This window comes from Amycolatopsis sp. NPDC104587 (assembly GCF_055583645.1).
The window spans coordinates 679532-697433 of record NZ_JBVJNO010000002.1 but is presented as its reverse complement, the minus strand read 5'-3'; the positions used below and the strand labels follow the sequence as shown (position 1 = coordinate 697433).

Genomic DNA, 17902 nt, shown 5'->3' with positions numbered 1-17902 from the left:
CCGCAGGTGATCGGGAGCCATCAGGGCCGCACCGACTCCGCGAGCCGGAGCGCGACGTCGTCCAGGACGTCGCTCTCCGGCGCGGTCCAGCTCTCGAACTCGCCGGAAACCGCGCGCTCGACCAGGTCTTCGGCGGCGGGGACGTCCCAGCGGGTCAGGTACCAGGTGAGCACCTGCTTCGCGTGGATGTACCAGGCGTCCCCCGCGCCGGTCCGCTCGACGACGGCGGTCACCAGCGCCGTGGTCGCGCGCTCCCAGGCCCGCTCCCCGTCGACGGGGTACCGGTCGAACTGCCCGGTCAGGTGCTCCAGCCAGCCCCGCCACTCGCACAGCGCCTCGGCGACGCGCTCCAGCGTCGCCTCCGGGGTCGTGATCGAGTCCCGGGGACAGCACCAGCTCGCCACCGGGCCGCCGCCGACGTCGCCCTCGTCGTGCGCCCAGCGCCAGCCGCCGGCCCAGGCGCCGAAGCGGTCGGTCAGGGCCTGGGTCAGCTCGTCGGTCCACGCGGCGCCGTCGCGGCCGGACCAGGCGATCACCTCGGGGTCGGCCGCCGGGCCGCCGGGCCGGGTGGGCACCCGGGCGGCCGGGGCGAGCGAGCGGATCACCTCGAGCGCGGTCGCGGCGTCGAACGGGTGCCGCCGCGGGTCGACGGCACGCCAGGTCAGGTCGTAAGGGTGGGTCACCACCGCAGCCTGTCATGCGCGGCCCGAGGCCGTCGCCGGAATTCGGCGACGGCCTCCCGCGGACCTAGTTCCGGTACCGGAACAGGATCCGCCCCCGGCTCAGGTCGTACGGGCTCAGCTCCACCAGCACCCGGTCGAACGGCAGGATCTTGATGTAGTTCTTCCGGATCTTGCCGCTGATGTGCGCGAGCACCTTGTGCCCGTTCTCCAGCTCCACGCGGAAAGTGGCGTTGCGCAGGCACTCGAGCACGGTGCCCTCCACCTCGATGCTTCCTGCGGTCTTGGCCATCAGCGCATCACCAGCTCGAGGTTGCTGCCGGCCCGGCGGGCGCCGAAGCCTTCGAACAGCGCGATGGCCGCCGAGTTGGCTTCGGTCACTTCGGCCGACGCCGCCGTGATGCCACGGCTGTGCAGCGAACCCAGGACGTCGGCCAGCAACGCGCGGGCGATCCCGCGACGCTGCCAGTCCCGGCGAACCGCGATCAGGCCGATCCTCGGCTGCCGCACCGGCATGACCCGGACCAGGCCGACGTACCGGCCGGATTCCGTGGCGACCGTGTACCGCGAAGGGTCGAACTCCGGCCGCAGCACCACTTCGGCCGGCATCTCCGGCCAGCCGACCGTCGCGGCGACTTCGGCGCGGATCTCCCGGTCCAGCTCGCGCAGCGGAGCTTCCCGCGCGGGCCCGATCATCACGTCCGGCGAACCGGGGAAAACACCGGTGGGCACGACGTACTCCCATTCGCGGCGCCGGATCGTGAACCCGGCCCGCTCCCAAAGGGACGTCAGCTGCGCGTCGGCTTCATCGACCACGGTGTGCAGCGGCCGCGGCAGGTCCGGCGGCATCATCGACGCCAGCACGTCGAAGACTTCGTCGTGCCACGCGTCGATGCTGAGGAAGATCCGGCCGTCGGGACGGCGGGTCGCCTCGCCGCGCCCGACCACCCGGTCGTCCTCCAGGGCGTGCCAGTGCCGTTCCCCGACCCGCGTGACCACCAGGCCGGACGGGAACCGGCGGCTTTCGAGGAGGTTCATCGGCAGCCGCCGAGGTGCCGGGCGAAGAACCGGGCCGCGCTGTCCGCCTCGAACCTCGGCACGTCCTTGTGCCGGCCCGCGTTGGCGTGCAACGTCTTTTCCGCCGAGGCGAAGGCGTCGAACAACGCCAGCCCCGACTCGCGCGGGATGTGCTGGTCGTCCCACTGGAGGACGAACTCGACCGGCACGGTGACCCGCTTCGCCGTCTCGACGAGGGTGTCGTGCCAGAAGATGCCGAAGACCGCGGCCGCGATCCGCGGCTCGGCCGCCGTCAGCGAGACGCCGATCGCGGTGCCCATGTTCAGGCCGAAGTAGCCGACCGGACCGGCGATCTCGGGCAGTTCTTCGAGCTCGTCCAGGGCCGCTCGCCACTCCGGCACGGCGCGTTCGGCGATGTCGGCGTTGTACCGGGTGACGATCGGGCCGACGGCCGCGCCGGTCGCCATCGCCTCCTGCATCGCGGGGACCTCGCGCTCGTCGGCCGCCGTCCGCGGGCGGCCGGCGTGCCCTGGTGCGTCCAGCGCCGCGACGTGGAATCCGTGCCGGGTGGCCAAAAGCCGGGCCCGGCCCGCCACGGGCGGCGCCTTCTTGTCCCGGCCGCCGCCGTGTCCGATGAGGACCAGGGGCGCGGGCTCGGCGGCGCCCTCGGGCGACCAGAGCACGCCGGGCGCGTCGCCCACCGTGAAGTCGCGTTCGAGGACACCGGCTGACGATCTTTGCGCGGTGAAGTGCATGGTTGCTGCCTTTCGGGAGTGCCTTCTCGAGGCGCTCCCGGCAACCGCTACGTAAGTCGCCCGACCGTGACGCCGAGGGGGAGCACCCACTTCGATGCAACGTTCATGGGTCTCACCTCCTCGGGCCGGTTCACGGTCGGGCGGAACGCTATCAGCGCGCGCCCGAGGGCGTCCAACGAATTGCCCGCGGACCGATCAGGAATCGAGAAGCGCTGGTCAGCGCGCCGCGCCTAGCGTTACCGCCATGACCTCAATCACCGGCATCACCCTCGAGGTGGCCGACACCGCCGCCGCCGAACGCTTCTACACCACCGCCTTCGGGCTCGACAGCCAGCTGCGCTTCCGCACCTCGGAAACCCCGTCCGACGGGTTCCGCGGCTTCACCCTCTCCCTGACCGTCGCGCAGCCGGCCGACGTCGACGCGCTGGTCGGCAGCGCCCTCGAAGCCGGGGCGACGACGATCAAGCCCGTCGCGAAGTCCGTGTGGGGCTACGGCGCCACCCTCCGGGCCCCCGACGGCACCCTCTGGAAGATCGCGACCTCGGCGAAGAAGAACACCGGCCCGGCCGGCCGGGCGATCGGCGACATCGTGCTGCTGCTGGGCGTCGCGGACGTCGCCGCGACCAAGAAGTTCTACGTCGACCACGGCTTCACCGTCGGCAAGAGCTTCGGCCGCATGTACGTCGAGTTCGAGTCCGGCCCGGGCTCGGTCAAGCTGGCGTTGTACCGGCGCAAGGCCCTGGCCAAGGACGCCGGGGTCGCCCCGGAGGGCTCCGGTTCGCACCGGATCGCCGTCCACACCGCGGCCGAGCCGTTCACCGACCCGGACGGCTTCGCCTGGGAGAGCGCCACGCCGGTCCGGCACGAGAGCCGATAGGCGGCCGGGGCCGGGAGTCGGCAGACTGGTCGGCGTGCCGGAACTGCCCGAAGTGGAGCTCGCCCGCCAAGTCCTCGCCGGTGCCCTCGGCCGGATGATCCGGGACGTCGACGACCACGACGACTGGGTCTGCCGGCCCCACGCGCCCGGCGACCTGGCCGCGGCGCTGCGGGGCGGGCGGCTCACCGAAGCGCACCGGCGGGGCAAGACGCTGTGGTGCGAAACCGAGGGCGGTGACGGGCAGCCGGGCCCGAACCTCGGCCTGCACCTGGGGATGGCCGGGCAGCTGCGGTTCGGCGGGGAAAGCGGGCCGCCCGGGCCGAAGCGGTTCCGCGGCCGCGCAGAGAAACCCGAGTGGTTCCGGTTCGGGATCACCTTCGCCGACGGCGAACAGCTGCGCCTGTTCGACACCCGCCGTCTCAGCCGCGTCCGCCTCGACCCGGACCTCGACGCGCTGGGCCCGGACGCCGGCGAGGTGTCGCGCGCGGACTTCCGCGCCCGCGTCGGCCGCGGGCGCGCGCCGCTGAAGGCGCGGCTGCTGGACCAGTCCGTGCTCGCCGGGGTCGGGAACCTGCTGGCCGACGAGACGCTGTGGCAGGCCGCGCTGAGCCCGTCCCGGCCGGTGAACGAGCTGGCCGAAGCCGAGCTCACGGACCTCCACAAGGCCCTGCGCAAGGCGTTGCGCGCCGCGATCAGGCACGGCGGGGTGCACACGGGCGAGATCATCGGCCACCGCCGCCCGGGCGAGCACTGCCCGAGGTGCGGCGCGGAGATGGCCCACGGGACGGTCGGGGGCCGCTCGACCTGGTGGTGTTCGCGGGAGCAGGCCTAGTCAGCGCGGGCCGAGCCCGGTCCGGCCGTCGAGGAGCTCGCGGGCCACGTCCAGGTGTCCCGCGTGCCGGGCCGTCTCCTCGATCATGTGCAGCACCACCCCGCGCAGGTCGGTGGTCTCCGCCCCGAGCGGCCCGGGGTGGCGCCCCACCGGCGTTGTCGTCAACGGCGTCGCGAGGAGGATCTCGTCCGACCGCCGCCACTGCGCGCGGTAGTACGCGAAGACCGCTTCCGGGGTCCGCGTCGAGTCCGGCCAGGGCAACGGGTCCGCGGTCCCCGTGAGGATCTCCTGGAACCAGTACCGTTCGGCGTCGCCGAGGTGTTCCACCATGCTCAGCGGGCTCCAGCCGGGAGACACCGGCGTCATTCGCAGCTGCGTCTCGGCCAGCCCGTCGAGGATCGCCAGGACACTGTCGCGCTGGGCCTGGAGGAACCCCAGCAACGCCCGCTTCTCACCGTCGGCCACGACCGGAGACGCTAGCGGCAGGTCCGCACACTCGCGGGCGGTTTTTGTCGGACCCACCCGGTACCGTCGCGGGCATGGCAACACTGGTCACCTTCCACGCCCACCCGGACGACGAATGCCTCCGCACCGCGGGCGTCATGCGCAAAGCCGTCGAAGACGGGCACCGGGTCGTGCTCGTCGTCGCCACCAGGGGCGAGGTCGGCGAGGTGCCCGAGGGGTTCCTCGCCGAGGGCGAGCAGCTCTGGGAGCGGCGCGTGCAGGAGTCGCACGCCGCCGCCGAGATCCTCGGGGTCAAGCGCGTCGAGTTCCTCGGCTACCGCGACTCCGGGATGATGGGCGAGGAGACGAACGAGCACCCGGACTGCTTCTGGCAGGCCGACGTCGAACGGGCCGCCGAGCAGCTCGCGGTCATCCTGCGCGAGGAGTCGGCCGACGTCCTCACGGTGTACGACGACAACGGCGACTACGGCCACCCCGACCACATCCAGGTGCACCGCGTCGGCCTGCGCGCGGCCGAGCTGGCCGGCACCGGGCGCGTCTTCCAGGGCACCTTCAACCGCGAGTTCATGCGGCGGGGCTTCAAGGACGCCGTCGACCAGGGCCTGATCCCGCCCGAAGAGATGCCGGACGGGCCGGAGAACCTCGAGATCGGCAAGCCCGAGGCGGAGATCACCGCGGCCGTCGACGTGGCGAAGTACGTCTCGGTGAAGCGCGCGGCGATGCGGGCGCACCCCAGCCAGATCAGCGAGGACTCGTTCATGCTGGCGATGTCGGACGAGGCGTTCCGCTTCGCCTTCGGCACCGAGTGGTTCATCCGCGCCGGCCAGGGCCCGGGGATCACGGAAACGGACCTCATGGCCGGACTCTGATCAGGCGAGGGCGGCGGTCACGTCCAGCTCGACCAGCTGCCCCGGATACCCCAGCCGGGCGACACCGAGCAGGGTGCTCGCCGAGGTGAAGGCCGCGCCGATCCCGGACGCGGTGAGCCGGTCCCACACGGCCGAGAGCGTCTCGCGGTCGTCGGTGGCCACGTAGACGACCGTGCGGACCACGTCAGCCGGGCCGGCGCCGGCGAAGGCGAGCGCGGCCGCCGTGTTGGCGACGACCTGGTCGGTCTGGGCGAGGAGGCCGCCGTCGACGACGGTGCCGTCGGCGGCGAGCGGGCACTGGCCGGCGAGGTACACGGTGCGGCGCGCCTCGGTCACGGTGACGTGGTGGTAGCCGGGCGGTGTGTGCAGGCCGGGCGGGTTCTGCCGTTCAATGGTCACGTTCGCATCATCGCGAGGGCGGCAAGCGGATTCGGCGGGAGGGCGCATGCGCAGGACCATCGACTGGGCGGACGGCGCGATCGTCATCATCGACCAGACGGCGCTGCCGACCGGGTTCCGGCTGCTCGAGCTGCGGACCGTCGGCGAGCTGGTCGACGCGATCAAGCGGCTGGCCGTCCGCGGCGCGCCGGCGTTGGGCGCCGCGGGCGCGCTGGGGGTCGCGTTGTCGGCCCGGCTCGGCGGTGACGTCCGGGCGGACGCGGCGCTGCTCGCCCACGCCCGGCCGACCGCGGTGAACCTGGCCTGGGGTGTCGAGCGGGCGCTGGCGAAGCTCCCCGGCGGCCCGGCGGCGGTCCTCGCCGAAGCGCAGGCGCTGCTCACCGAAGACGAAGAGCTGAACAAGACGGCGTCGGCGCACGCCGCGGAGCTGGTGCTGGCCGAGTGCCCGCGCAGGCCGTTGCGGCTGCTCACCCACTGCAACGCGGGCCGCCTGGCGACGGTCGGCTGGGGCAGCGCGCTCGGCGTCGTCTGGCACCTGCACGAGCGCGGCCTGGTCGAGGAGGTCCTCGTCGGCGAGACGCGCCCGCTGCTGCAGGGCGCCCGGCTGACGACGTGGGAGCTGGAGCAGGCCGGCGTCCCGTACCGGGTCCTGCCCGACTCGGCAGCGGCCGCGGCGATGTCCCGCGGCCTGGTCGACGGCGTCCTCGTCGGCGCCGACCGGATAGCGGCGAACGGCGACGTCGCGAACAAGATCGGCACGTACGGCCTGGCGATCGCGGCCCGCCACCACGAAGTGCCGTTCGTGGTGGTGGCGCCATCCTCCACAGTGGACAGCAAGCTCACGGACGGCACGGGAATAGTCATCGAAGAACGCGACGCCCGCGAGCTGACCGAGTACGCGGGAACACCGATCACCCCACCGGAGGCAAGGGCGTTCAACCCGGCGTTCGACGTCACCCCGGCGGCGCTGATCACCGCCGTGGTGACGGAGAACGGCCGCTTCGTCCCTTAGACCTGGTCTCAAAACCCGGCGTGTCGCCAGGTGAACCACGCCCGCCTACGGGGCCCGGCCCGACGGACCGGAGGTCCGTCAGAGAGACTGGGGGCCAGTGCCCGCCCTCTCGACCTGGAGTCTTTGATGCCGCAAGGAACCGTCCGCTGGTTCGACGCCGAACGGGGTTTCGGCTTCCTCGCGCCCGAGGACGGCTCGCCGGACGTGTTCGTGCACGCCTCCGAGATCGTCGGGGACGGCGGCGCGAAACTGCTCCGCGAGGGTCAGGCCGTCGTGTTCGAGGTCGGCGAGAACGACCGCGGGCCCCAGGCACTGCGCGTTCGCGTCACCGCCGATGCGGCCGCCGGCAGCGCCGTGGGCCTGCTCGGCACCATCAACTGGTACGAGCCGGGCAAGGGGTACGGCTTCGCGTCGCCGGACGGCGGCGGCGCCGACATCTTCGTGCACAGCTCCGCCATCGTGACCGGCGGCGTGGTCACCGAGGGGCAGCGGGTGGCCTTCCTGATCGTCGAAGGCGAGCGCGGCCCGCAGGCCGGGCACGTGATCCCGCTGGGAGCAGGGACCGGCTCACCCGCCGCGGCCGGTACCGCGGACGGTGCCGACGGCACGGTGGCCTGGTACGACGAGGACAAGGGCTTCGGCTTCATCAACCCCGACTCCGGCGCCGGGGACGTCTTCGTGCACGCCCGGGCCCTGGCCGAGGGGCTGACGTGGCTCGCGGAGGGCGACCGCGTCGCCTACGAGGTGGCCAGTGGAGACAAGGGCCCGCAGGCCCGCGACGTGCACCTGGTCCGGGGCGCCGAGCCCCAGACGGCGCCGCAGCGGCCGGCGCCTGCCGCGGCCGCAGGACCGGCGGCGCGGGAGGTGCCCGTACGAGGCGGCGAGGGCGTCGTCGCGCGCTACGACGACGACCGCGGCTTCGGCTTCATCACCCCGGACGCAGGCGGCGACGATCTCTTCGCCCACGCGTCCGTGATCATGGGGTCGGAGCCGCTGCGGAAGGGTGACCGGGTCCGGTACGCGGTGCGTCAGAGCGACCGGGGCCCGCAGGCCGACCGCATCGAACGCCTCTGACGAGGCGGCCCCTCGTGGTGACGGGGCCACGATCGACGACCAGGACCGGCAGTGACACCCTCGAGTTTCGAGACCAGGTCTTAAGGCCGCGGCCCGATCTCCCGGCCCCCATCAGTCACGGTGATCGCCATCGCCGGGCACGAGTCCGCCGCGTCCAGGACCGTCTCGTCGCCGTCCACCTCCGAGACCACCGTCTGGGCCACCGCGCCCTCCAACGTGAACACCTCGGGCATCAGCGCCGCGCACATCCCCGAGCCGATGCAGGTGTGTTCGTCGATCTCCACGTGCCAGCTCATGGTCACCTTCCGAGTCACCAGCCGATGGGCATCGACCGCGGTCCGCGGACGAGCATCTGCGTCTTCCACACGATATCGCCGGCCAGGTGCAGCCCCGGCAGCTCGGTGACCAACGCGCGCAGCGCCTCCTGCAGCTCCAGCCGGGCCAGCGGCGCGCCGAGGCAGTGGTGGACGCCGTGGCCGAAGCCGAGGTGGTGGTTTTCCTCGCGGTCGAAGCGCAGCTGGTCCGCGTCGTCGAACTGGAGCCGGTCGCGGTTGGCCGCGCCGACCGCCACCAGCACCGGCTCGCCCGCGCGCACCAGCACCCCGCCGACCTCGACGTCTTCGGTGGCGTACCGGGCGAAGCCGGCTCCCGCGCCCAGGGGCACGAAGCGCAGCAGCTCCTCGACCGCCGCCGGGATCAGGTCCGGGTCGGCGCGCAGCCGCTCCCACTGCCCGGGCCGGTCCAGCAGCGCGTAGACGAAGTTCGGAATCTGGCTCGCCGTGGTCTCGTGTCCGGCCACCAGGATGCCGACGCACAGGTCGACCAGCTCCAGCTCGGTCAGCCGGTCGCGGGTGTCCCGCGCCTCGATCAACGCCGTCATCAGGTCGTCCTGGGGCGCCGCGCGGTGTTCGGCGATCAGCCCGCGCATGTAGTCGCGCAGCTCTTCGCGGTTGCGCTCGAACTCCTCGGGCGTCAGGCCGCTCGTGGACAGCGCCGCGTCGCTCCAGACGCGGAACTTCGGCCGGTCGGCGACCGGGACGCCGAGCAGCTCGCAGATCACCGCCACCGGGATGGGCAACGCGTAGCGGTCGACCAGGTCAGCAGGCGGGCCCGCGGCCTTCATGTCCGCGATCAGCTCGCCGGCCAGCGTGGCGACGCGCGGCCGCAGCAGCTCCACGCGCCGCATCGTGAACGCCTTCGCGACCAGCGTCCGCAGCCGCGTGTGGTCGGGCGGATCCATCTGCAGGATGCCGCCGTCGCGCTGCACGGGCGAGCGGCGCGGCGCGTCCTTCTCCTTCTCCATCGCCCGCGAAAACCGGCGGTCGCCCAGCACCAGCCGGGCGTCGGCGTAGCGGGTGGCCAGCCACGCCGGCGCGCCGTAGGTCATCTTCACCCGGACCATGCCCTCGGCTTCACGAGCGGCCGTGTAGGCCTCGTTGAGGTCGAGGCCCGCCTCTTCGTTGAAGGGGTACGAGAGCGCTTCGGTGTGGGTGACAGTCATGCGGGAACCCCCGGAATCGACGTCGTAAATCAGTTCGCTTACCAACGCTAACCGTGATCGACGCTCACGTCGAGGAGCAGATCACTCACCCAGAGTCACCACAGTAACGGAAAGTTTCCGTCCGGATGTCACGGTCGGCCATTGCCGGGTCACGAGAACCTAGGTTACGGTGACCTAGGTGTGGATCGAAATCCTCCTGCTGTCGAGGCTGGCCCGCGAGCCGCTGCACGGCTATGAGCTGCGCAAAGCCGTCGAGGCGTCGACCGGCCGCACTCTGTCGAACAACTCGCTGTACCCGACGCTGCGGCGCTTCGTCGACGCGGGCGCGGTGAGCCGCAGCGCGGAGGAGCAGGAGGCCAAACCGCCGCGGCACGTCTACACGATCACCGACGTCGGCCGCGAGCTGCTGCACGACATGCTCGCGGACTTCCCGGCCGACCTGGCGCTCAACGACACGGAGTTCCTCTCCCGCGTGGGGAACTTCGGCTGGCTGCGCGAAGACGAACGGGCGCGGGTGCTCGACGTCCGCGAGCGCGCGCTCACCGCCGAGCGCGACCGGCTGACCCGGCTCGCCGCCGAGCAGGCCGACCCGTGGAGCCGCGCGGTGCTGCGGCAGGTCTGCCGGACCTTCGACACCGAACACCGCTGGCTGTCCGACCTGAAGACCCACGGCCCCGAACCGAGGAGCGACGCATGACCACCACCGAAGAGGCGCCCCGCCTCCCCTTCAGCCGCGCCAACGCGCTCGAGATCGCCTCGGACTACGAAGTGCTGCGGCAGCGGTCGCCGATCAGCCGCGTGCTCACCCCGGCGGGCGACCCCGCGTGGCTGGTGACGTCGTACGAAGAGGCGAAGGAAGTCTTCCGCGACAAGCGCTTCGGCCGCTCGCACCCCGCGCCCGAGCAGGCGTCGCGGATCTCCGGCGCCGCGATCCAGGACGGCCCGAGCGGCGACTTCGAGACCGAAGAAGCCGAACACAAGCGGATGCGCCGGATGCTCGCTCCCGCGTTCTCCGCGCCCCGCATGCGCGCGCTCGGCGACCGGATCGCGGAGCTGACCGACCGCTGCCTCGACGACCTGCAGGCCGCGCACGACGCCAACCCCGGCGAGCCGGTCGACCTGACCGACTTCCTCGCGTTCCCCTTGCCGGTGCTGGTGATCTGCGAACTGCTCGGCGTCCCCTATGCCGACCGTGAGCACTTCCGCGCCCTGTCCGAGCGGATCGCGATGATGGACGGCGGCGCCGACGCGCAGGCGGCGATGACGGAGTTCAAGGCGTACATGACGAAGCTGGCCGACGCCAAGCGCGCGGACCCGCAGCCCGACGTCATCTCCGACATGGTCGCGGTCCAGGCCGACGACCCGACCTTCACCGACGACGACCTCGCGCGGATGGGCGCCGGCCTGCTGTTCGCCGGCCACGAGACGACGTCCACCCGGATCGCGATGGGCACGCTGTTCCTGCTCGCCGACACCAGCCGCCGCGACCGCTTCGAGGCCGACCCCGACGGCCAGGTGCAGCAGACGGTCGAGGAGATCCTGCGGCTGACGGCCACCAGCGGCACCGGCCTGCTGCGGTACGCGCACGAGGACGTCGAGATCGCGGGCGTCCGGATCGCCCGTGGTGACGCGGTGCTCGTCTCCAGCGACGCGGCCAACCGCGACGCGTCGGTGTTCGCCGACCCCGACGAGTTCGACCCCACTCGCGCCCCGAACGTCCACCTGGCCTTCGGCACCGGCGCGCACGTCTGCATCGGCGCCAACCTGGCCCGCACCGAGCTGCGCACGGTGTTCCCGAAGCTCTTCCGCCGCTTCCCCGGCCTGCGGCTGGCGGTGGACGTCAACGACATCCCGGTGCGGGTCAACCGCGTCGCGGGCGGGGTCGACGCGGTTCCGGTGATCTGGTGATGAAGGTCGACGTCGACACCACGAGCTGCGTCGCGTCCGGGCAGTGCGTCCTGCTCGCCCCGGAGACGTTCGACCAGAACGAGGAGGACGGCACGGTCGTCCTCCTCGCGGCCGAGCCGGCCGAGGCGGAGCAGGACGCGGTCCGCCAGGCGGAGCTCACTTGCCCGGCGGCCGCGATCCGCGTTTCCGGTTAGGGCAGCGCACGCCTCAGGAGTTCGGCCAGGTGCACCGCTTCCCGGCCGGACTCCTGGGCGATCTGCGTCCGGCAGCTGAACCCGTCGGACACCACCACGGTTTCCGGGGCCGCCGCGCGGATCGCCGGCAGCATCCGGTCCTCCGCCACCGCCTTCGACACCTCGTAGTGGCCACGCTCGAAGCCGAAGTTCCCGGCCAGTCCGCAACATCCCGAGTCGAGGGTCGTGTTGCGGACCCCCGCCGCGGCCAGGGCCGACTCGTCGGCGCCGAAGCCCAGGACGGCGTGCTGGTGGCAGTGGACCTGCGTGATCGTGTCGACGTCGAGGGCCGCGAACGGGATCGGCGCCCGCTCGAGCAGCTCCGCGAACGTGAACGTCCGGGAGGCCAGCAGCTCCGCCCGCGCGTCACCCGGCAGCAGCGCGGGCAGGTCGCCGCGGAACAACGCCGTGCAGCTCGGTTCCAGGCCCGCCACTTCGCACCCGTCGTCGAGGTAAGGCGCGAGCACGTCCAGGGTCCGCGTGAGCACCCGGCGCGCGACCCCGAGCTGGCCCGTCGACACCCACGTCAGTCCACAACAGACTCCCCGGTCCGGCAGCACGACGTCGTAGCCCGCCGCGGTCAGGACCTCGTGAGCCGCCTCCAGCACCGAGGGGGTCAGGTAGTTGTTGAACGAGTCCGGCCACAACACCACCCGACGCTCCCCCGACGCCCGGCGCCGCAGATCCGCCCGTGACGACGTGAACGGCGAAGGAGCGAACGACGGCAGCGCGCGTTCCGGCGCGATCCCGCCGAGCCGTTTCACCAGGCCCGCCAGCTTCGACCGCCCCACGGCGTTGGCCAGCCGCGGCGCCCGGGCGCTGAGCCGCAACCACAGCGGCAGCCAGCCCATCGAGTAGTGCGACGCCGGGCGCAGCCGCCGCCGGTAGTGCTGGTGCAGGAACTCCGCCTTGTACGTCGCCATGTCGACGTCGACCGGGCAGTCGGACAGGCATCCCTTGCAGGACAGGCACAAGTCCAGGGCTTCGTGCACTTCGGACGATCGCCAGCCGTCGGTGACCACTTCGCCGTTGATCATCTCGGCGAGCAGGTGCGCCCGCCCGCGCGTCGAATGCTTTTCCTCACGAGTGGCCCGGTAGCTCGGGCACATCACCCCGCCGCCGCTGGTGTTGCGGCACTTCCCCACGCCGACGCAACGCCGCATCGCCTGTCCGAAACTGCCCCGGTCCTCGGGGTAACCGAGGAAAACACTGTCCTCAAAGGACGCTGACGTGGTCCGTACCCGCAGATCGGCGTCGACCGGCCGCGGCGCGACCAGGATGCCCGGGTTCATCCGCCCGGCCGGGTCGAAGATCGCCTTGAACCGGGCGAAGAGGTCCATCATCTCCGGGCTGTACATCCGGGACAGCAGCTCGGAGCGCGCCTGGCCGTCGCCGTGCTCACCGGACAGCGAACCGCCGTGCGCCGCGACGAGGTCCGCGGCCTCCTCCAGGAACCGCCGGAAGTCCGCGACGCCGGAGGCCGACAGCAGGTCGAAGTCGAGCCGCAGGTGCAGGCAGCCCTCGCCGTAGTGGCCGTAGACGACACTGCGGCGCCCGTGCGCCCGCATCAGCTCCTTGAACTCGCGCAGGTACGCGCCGAGCCGCTCGGGCGGGACGGCCGCGTCCTCCCAGCCCGGCCAGGCCTCCGAACCGTCCACGAGCCGGGTCGCCAGCCCGGCTCCCTCCTCGCGGATGCGCCACAGCCCGCGTTGCGCGGCCGGGTCGTCGACGATCGTGAACCCGGTCAGCTCCAGCGACGCCGCCAGCGCGCGGGCCCGCGAAGCCGGGTCGTCGCCGGCCAGCTCGACGAACAGCCAGGCCCCGCCCGGCGGCAGGTCACCCGCGCGGCCGGGCAGCATCGCGACGAGCTCGGCGTCGACCCCTTCGACGGTCAGCGGTGACCACGGCAGGATCCGCGGCACGGCGTCGGCCGCGGCGATGTCGGACGGGAACCCCAGCACCGCCAGCACGCGGCGAGCGGGCAGCTCGGCCAGCTCGACCGTCGCTTCGAGGATCGTGACGCAGGTGCCTTCGGACCCGACGAGCGCCTTCGCGACGTCAAACCCGTTCTCCGGCAACAGGTGTTCCAGGCCGTAGCCGGACACCCGGCGCGGCCACGTCGAGAGTTCCTTGCGCAGCAACGCCAAGTTGTCGCGCACGAGCGCGCGCAGCTCGTCGAAGATCCGGCCCTCGGTGGGCTCGTCGCGGCCGACCCGCAGCCGCGTGCCGTCGTAGAGCAGCACGTCCAGCGACCGGACGACGTCGACCGTGCGGCCCCACGCGACCGAGTGCGAGCCGCACGCGTTGTTGCCGATCATGCCGCCGAGCGTGCAACGGCTGTGCGTCGACGGGTCCGGGCCGAACCGCAGCCCGTGCGGCGCCGCGAGCGCCTGCAGGTCGTCGAGCACCGTGCCGGGCAGCACCCGCGCGAGCCGGGTTTCCGGGTCCAGCGAGAGCACTCCGCCGACGTGGCGCGAGGTGTCGATGACCAGGCCCGGCCCGCACGCGTTCCCGGCCACGCTCGTGCCGCCGCCGCGGGCGATCACCGGCAGGTCCCGGGCGCGCGCCTCGGCGACCGCGGCGACCACGTCGTCGACGGACTCCGGCAGCACCACGCCGCGGGGCACGTGGCGGTAGTTGGACGCGTCGGTCGTGTACAGGGCGAGCGTGGCGGCGTCGGTGAGGATCTCCACACCCCCATTCAAGTCGATCGGTGCGACGATCCGCTGTGTGACGATCGACCTGCACACCCACAGCACCGCGTCGGACGGCACGACGCCGCCCGCCGACCTGCCGCGCTTGGCCGCCGAGGCCGGGTTGAGCGTGTTCGCGCTCACCGACCACGACACCGTCGCGGGGCTGGCCGAGGCGGCAAAAAGCGCGGCCGACGTCGAGATCGTCCCCGGTGTCGAGATCTCGTGCCGGCTCGACGACGCCGAGGTGCACCTGCTCGGCCTCTTCGTCGACCCCGGGCACGAGCCCCTGGCAGCCGAGCTGGAGCTGATCCGCACCGACCGCGCCCGCCGCGCGGTGCGGATGGTCGAACGCTGCCGCGAGCTGGGCGCGCCGATCACGCTGGCGCAGGTCGAGACGATCGCCGCGGGCGCGCCGCTCGGACGTCCGCACATCGCGGCGGCGCTGGCCGCGGCGGGCATCCCCGACGCGTTCACCCCGGAGTGGATCGCCGACGGCGGCCGGGCCGACGTGCCCAAGCACGTGCTGGCCACGGCGGACGCGATCGGGCTGGTCCGCGCGGCCGGGGGTGTGGCGGTGCTGGCCCACCCGCGCTCGGCGAAGCGTCGCGCGTCGGTCTCGGACGCCCAGCTGGCCACGCTCGCTTCGGCCGGGCTGGCGGGGATCGAGGTGGACCACCCCGAGCAGCCGCCGGAAGTCCGCGAACGCCTGCTGGACGTCGCCGCCGAGCTGGGGCTGCTCGGGACGGGGTCCAGTGACTTCCACGGTGACCGCAAGCCGGTGCGCCTCGGCGAGCACACGACGTCCCCGGAGGTCCTGGCCGCGCTGCGGGAAGCCGCCGTCGGCTGAGCCCGAGGGCGGCGTCCGGTACGTCAAGCCGTTGTCCGAGGCTCCGGAGTACGTGGCGCCGCTCCAGAAGTGAGCCGCCGCTCGGCCAGCACGGCCGCCTCCCGCAGCGGGGTGGTCGTGCCGGCCTTCGCGGCTCGCAGGAGATCCGTGACGGTCTTCTCGATCGTCTCGACGCGGCCGAGAGCGGCCTCGTGGTCCAGGCCCTCCGCTTCGCGCGAGAGCGTGTATAGGATCCCGCCGGCGCTCGCGACGTAGTCCGGGACCCACAGGACACCGCGGGCGGCCAGGTCGTCCGCGACGGCGTCGGCAGTGAGCTGGTTGTTGGCCGGGCCGACCACCAGCGGGGTGTCGAGCCGGGCCACGCTCTCGGGGCTCAGGACCCCGCCGACGGCGGCCGGGACCACGACGTCGGCCGTCAGGGTGAGCGCTTTCTCCGGCTCGGCCCAGGTCAGGCCGTGTTCCTCGGCTTCCGCGCGCTTCGCCGGGTCGATGTCCGAGACGACGACTTCGGCGCCCGCGTCGTGCAGGCTCGCCGCCAGGTGGGCCCCGACCGAGCCGTAGCCGCTCACGACCACCCGCCGGCCGGCCAGGTCCGGGGAGCCGAACACGGCGGTCGCGGCGGCACGCAGGGCGGCGAGCACCCCGACGGCGGTAGGGCCGCTGGAGGAGCCGGTGCCGCCCGCGGACTCGGGGGTGCAGAACGCGTACGGCGAGACCTCGCGCAGGACGAGCATGTCCGCCGGGCCGGTGCCGACGTCCGGGCCGGCCAGGTAGCGGCCGCCGAACTCGGCGACGAGGTCCGCGTGGTCCAGCAGGACGTCCCGCCGGTCCGCCGGCGAGAGCACGCGCCCCGGCTCCGGCGCGATGACGCTCTTGGCGCCCCCGAAGGCGAGTCCCGCGACGGCGCACTTCGCCGTCATGGCGGCCGACAGGCGGAGGACGTCGTCGACCGCCTGGTTGGTCGTCGCGTAGGGCTTGAAGCGGCAGCCGCCGACGGCCGGGCCGAGGGCGCTCGAGTGGATCGCGACCATCGTGGTGACGCCGGAACGACGGCCACGCCGGGCGACAAGCTGTTCATGTGCGGTCATACCGACCGAAGCTAGAGTGATGAACGGCGTTGTCGACTTGTCGCCGAACTAAATTCGGCGCCGAACCGGAGGTCCCCGTGCTGGACGAACTTGATTCGGCGATCGTGCGCCACCTGCAGGAGGACGCCCGCCAGACCAACCGGGACATCGCCCGGAAGGTCGGCATCGCGCCGTCGACCTGCCTGGAGCGGATCCGGCTGCTGCGGGAACGCGGCGTCATCCGCGGTTACCACGCCGACATCGACCTGGCGAGCCTCGACCGCGGCGTCCGGGCGCTCGTCACGGCGCAGGTGCGGCCGTTGAGCCGGGCGGTGATCGACTCCTTCCAGCGGTCGATCGCCGAACTGCCGGAAGTACTCTCCGTATACGTGACCGCGGGCAGTGACGATTTCCTGATCGAAGTGACCACGCGCGACATCGACGGCCTGCACGCATTCCTCACCGACCGGCTCGCGTTGCGCCGGGAGATCGTCGGCTTCCGCACGTCGATCGTTTTCCGCCACGTGCGCAAGACCACGCTTGAGCCCCTGCGCTAGGGGTATCCGGGAATCACCCGGAAAAACCCGACACGCACCCCTACGCGCACCCCTGAAATACCCGGGTTCGCACGCTGAGAGGGGGAAAATGTCGGTGTCCGGAGGTCTAATGAGCGGGACGGGAAGGAGGCGCCGCCATGATCACCGAACTGAACCATCGTGAGCGGGCCACATTGAGAGCCGTGGCCGGGGGCCACGCCGAGATCAGCTGCAGCTGCGAGCCCGACCTCTTCATCGACGGCCTGAGCTGCTGCGACCAGTCCACCGCGCACCGGCTCGCGCGGCTCGGCCTGATCGCGCCGGCCCGCGACGGCAAGCGCGGCCAGCTCGTGCCCGCGCTGCTCACCGAAGCCGGGTCGCAGGCACTGGGCGAGGACTACGCGCTCGCCGCGTAATCGTGTTGCCACACACTGGGGTCACTGTCAGCATCACCCGATGCAGGTATTCCTCGAAACCGAGCGGCTGATCTTCCGCCGGTTCACCGAGAACGACGTCGACGCGCTCTTCGAGCTTTACGACGACCCGGCCGTGATGAAGTACCTCAATGGGGGCCGGCCCGCGGACCGCGCCGAGATCGCCACGCTGGATCTCCCCGCGTTCCTCGGTTACTACGAGCGTTTCCCCGGTTACGGCTTCTGGGCCGTGGTCGAGAAGAGCACCGGCGATTTCCTGGGATGGTTCCATTTCCGGCCGCGGCCCGGCGACCCGGTCGACGAGCCCGAGCTGGGGTACCGGCTGCACCGGAAGGCCTGGGGCAAGGGCTACGGCACCGAAGGGTCCGCGGCGCTGCTCACGAAGGGCTTCACCGAGCTGGGGGTCAAGCGCGTCACGGCGTTCACCATGACGGTGAACCGGCGCTCGTGGCGCGTGATGGAGAAACTGGGGATGCGGTTCGTCCGCACGTACTTCGAGGAGTTCCCGGAGCACGAGCGCGCGCCGGGCAGCGAGCACGGCGAGGTCGAGTACGCCATCACCCGCGACGAATGGCTGGCCCGGTCGTGGGGGGGGGGGGGGGGGGGGGGGGAGAGGGGGGGGAGGGGGGGGGGGGGGGGGGGGGGGGGGGGGGGGGGGGGGGGTTTTTTCCTCTCCTTTTTTTTTCCCGGGCGGGGGGAG

21 protein-coding genes and 1 pseudogene are annotated in these 17902 nt (G+C 72.4%); 12 read left to right on the top strand and 10 right to left on the bottom strand.

Annotated features, from left to right (window positions below; genetic code table 11):
- Nucleotides 1–20: 20 nt before the first annotated feature.
- The 4 genes from ACZ61C_RS07655 to ACZ61C_RS07640 all read right to left on the bottom strand — a co-directional run bounded on the left by ACZ61C_RS07655 (nucleotide 21) and on the right by ACZ61C_RS07640 (nucleotide 2452).
- Nucleotides 21–683, bottom strand: coding sequence for a hypothetical protein (locus ACZ61C_RS07655; RefSeq protein WP_465303974.1), 663 nt, complete (start codon nucleotides 681–683; stop codon nucleotides 21–23).
- A 64-nt stretch (nucleotides 684–747) separates the two neighbouring features.
- The gene (gene infA / locus ACZ61C_RS07650) at nucleotides 748–972 is read right to left on the bottom strand and encodes a translation initiation factor IF-1 (RefSeq protein WP_465303972.1); all 225 of its coding nucleotides are present in this window, start codon (nucleotides 970–972) and stop codon (nucleotides 748–750) included.
- Complete coding sequence (locus ACZ61C_RS07645) at nucleotides 972–1718, bottom strand: GNAT family N-acetyltransferase (protein ID WP_465303970.1); 747 nt, start codon at nucleotides 1716–1718, stop codon at nucleotides 972–974. The genes infA and ACZ61C_RS07645 overlap by 1 nt, the downstream gene beginning before the upstream one ends.
- Nucleotides 1715–2452 (bottom strand): dienelactone hydrolase family protein, encoded by a 738-nt coding sequence (locus tag ACZ61C_RS07640; protein WP_465303968.1) that lies wholly within the window; start codon nucleotides 2450–2452, stop codon nucleotides 1715–1717. The genes ACZ61C_RS07645 and ACZ61C_RS07640 overlap by 4 nt, the downstream gene beginning before the upstream one ends.
- Before the next feature lie 244 nt (nucleotides 2453–2696).
- Here ACZ61C_RS07640 and ACZ61C_RS07635 point away from each other — a divergent pair, with 244 nt between their 5' ends.
- A complete protein-coding gene (locus ACZ61C_RS07635; protein WP_465303966.1) occupies nucleotides 2697–3329 on the top strand; it encodes a glyoxalase in 633 nt (210 codons plus the stop codon).
- A 34-nt stretch (nucleotides 3330–3363) separates the two neighbouring features.
- The gene (locus ACZ61C_RS07630) at nucleotides 3364–4161 is read left to right on the top strand and encodes an Fpg/Nei family DNA glycosylase (RefSeq protein WP_465303964.1); all 798 of its coding nucleotides are present in this window, start codon (nucleotides 3364–3366) and stop codon (nucleotides 4159–4161) included.
- Here ACZ61C_RS07630 and ACZ61C_RS07625 read toward each other — a convergent pair whose 3' ends face one another.
- Nucleotides 4162–4626: a DinB family protein gene (locus ACZ61C_RS07625; protein WP_465303962.1), complete on the bottom strand. Its 465-nt coding sequence runs from the start codon at nucleotides 4624–4626 to the stop codon at nucleotides 4162–4164.
- A gap of 74 nt (nucleotides 4627–4700) precedes the next feature.
- On the opposite strand from ACZ61C_RS07625, the gene ACZ61C_RS07620 reads away from it, so the two are divergent.
- Entirely contained in the window at nucleotides 4701–5495 is a 795-nt protein-coding gene (locus tag ACZ61C_RS07620) for a PIG-L family deacetylase (protein ID WP_465303960.1), read from the top strand.
- Here ACZ61C_RS07620 and ACZ61C_RS07615 read toward each other — a convergent pair whose 3' ends face one another.
- Complete coding sequence (locus ACZ61C_RS07615; protein WP_465303958.1) at nucleotides 5496–5894, bottom strand: RidA family protein; 399 nt, start codon at nucleotides 5892–5894, stop codon at nucleotides 5496–5498.
- A gap of 46 nt (nucleotides 5895–5940) precedes the next feature.
- On the opposite strand from ACZ61C_RS07615, the gene mtnA reads away from it, so the two are divergent.
- Together mtnA and ACZ61C_RS07605 are read left to right on the top strand one after the other, a co-directional pair.
- Nucleotides 5941–6906 (top strand): S-methyl-5-thioribose-1-phosphate isomerase, encoded by a 966-nt coding sequence (gene mtnA / locus ACZ61C_RS07610; RefSeq protein ID WP_465303956.1) that lies wholly within the window; start codon nucleotides 5941–5943, stop codon nucleotides 6904–6906.
- A 126-nt stretch (nucleotides 6907–7032) separates the two neighbouring features.
- Nucleotides 7033–7980, top strand: a complete 948-nt coding sequence (locus ACZ61C_RS07605) for a cold-shock protein (protein WP_465303954.1) — start codon at nucleotides 7033–7035, stop codon at nucleotides 7978–7980.
- A gap of 80 nt (nucleotides 7981–8060) precedes the next feature.
- On the opposite strand, the gene ACZ61C_RS07600 is transcribed toward ACZ61C_RS07605, so the two are convergent.
- Both ACZ61C_RS07600 and ACZ61C_RS07595 read right to left on the bottom strand, forming a co-directional pair.
- Nucleotides 8061–8276, bottom strand: a complete 216-nt coding sequence (locus tag ACZ61C_RS07600) for a ferredoxin (RefSeq protein WP_465303952.1) — start codon at nucleotides 8274–8276, stop codon at nucleotides 8061–8063.
- A gap of 14 nt (nucleotides 8277–8290) precedes the next feature.
- Nucleotides 8291–9481, bottom strand: a complete 1191-nt coding sequence (locus ACZ61C_RS07595) for a cytochrome P450 (RefSeq protein ID WP_465303950.1) — start codon at nucleotides 9479–9481, stop codon at nucleotides 8291–8293.
- A 178-nt stretch (nucleotides 9482–9659) separates the two neighbouring features.
- On the opposite strand from ACZ61C_RS07595, the gene ACZ61C_RS07590 reads away from it, so the two are divergent.
- The 3 genes from ACZ61C_RS07590 to ACZ61C_RS07580 are packed head-to-tail and all read left to right on the top strand — an operon-like array spanning nucleotide 9660 to nucleotide 11583.
- The gene (locus ACZ61C_RS07590) at nucleotides 9660–10178 is read left to right on the top strand and encodes a PadR family transcriptional regulator (protein ID WP_465303948.1); all 519 of its coding nucleotides are present in this window, start codon (nucleotides 9660–9662) and stop codon (nucleotides 10176–10178) included.
- Complete coding sequence (locus ACZ61C_RS07585; protein WP_465303946.1) at nucleotides 10175–11389, top strand: cytochrome P450; 1215 nt, start codon at nucleotides 10175–10177, stop codon at nucleotides 11387–11389. Before ACZ61C_RS07590 ends, ACZ61C_RS07585 begins: the two co-directional genes overlap by 4 nt.
- Complete coding sequence (locus tag ACZ61C_RS07580; protein ID WP_465304230.1) at nucleotides 11389–11583, top strand: ferredoxin; 195 nt, start codon at nucleotides 11389–11391, stop codon at nucleotides 11581–11583. Before ACZ61C_RS07585 ends, ACZ61C_RS07580 begins: the two co-directional genes overlap by 1 nt.
- Here ACZ61C_RS07580 and ACZ61C_RS07575 read toward each other — a convergent pair.
- Entirely contained in the window at nucleotides 11580–14315 is a 2736-nt protein-coding gene (locus ACZ61C_RS07575) for an FAD-binding and (Fe-S)-binding domain-containing protein (RefSeq protein WP_465303944.1), read from the bottom strand. The two genes, ACZ61C_RS07580 and ACZ61C_RS07575, sit on opposite strands and share 4 nt — an antisense overlap.
- Nucleotides 14316–14352: 37 nt before the next feature.
- On the opposite strand from ACZ61C_RS07575, the gene ACZ61C_RS07570 reads away from it, so the two are divergent.
- Complete coding sequence (locus ACZ61C_RS07570) at nucleotides 14353–15165, top strand: PHP domain-containing protein (protein ID WP_465303942.1); 813 nt, start codon at nucleotides 14353–14355, stop codon at nucleotides 15163–15165.
- A 23-nt stretch (nucleotides 15166–15188) separates the two neighbouring features.
- On the opposite strand, the gene ACZ61C_RS07565 is transcribed toward ACZ61C_RS07570, so the two are convergent.
- Complete coding sequence (locus tag ACZ61C_RS07565; protein ID WP_465303940.1) at nucleotides 15189–16253, bottom strand: Glu/Leu/Phe/Val dehydrogenase dimerization domain-containing protein; 1065 nt, start codon at nucleotides 16251–16253, stop codon at nucleotides 15189–15191.
- Nucleotides 16254–16333: 80 nt separating this feature from the next.
- Here ACZ61C_RS07565 and ACZ61C_RS07560 point away from each other — a divergent pair, with 80 nt between their 5' ends.
- From ACZ61C_RS07560 to ACZ61C_RS07550, 3 genes and pseudogenes are all read left to right on the top strand, one after another.
- A complete protein-coding gene (locus tag ACZ61C_RS07560; RefSeq protein ID WP_465304228.1) occupies nucleotides 16334–16789 on the top strand; it encodes an Lrp/AsnC family transcriptional regulator in 456 nt (151 codons plus the stop codon).
- Between the two features lie 137 nt (nucleotides 16790–16926).
- A complete protein-coding gene (locus tag ACZ61C_RS07555) occupies nucleotides 16927–17184 on the top strand; it encodes a hypothetical protein (protein ID WP_465303938.1) in 258 nt (85 codons plus the stop codon).
- Between the two features lie 40 nt (nucleotides 17185–17224).
- Nucleotides 17225–17788, top strand: a pseudogene (locus tag ACZ61C_RS07550) (GNAT family N-acetyltransferase); the annotation flags it as partial.
- Nucleotides 17789–17902 lie beyond the last annotated feature (114 nt).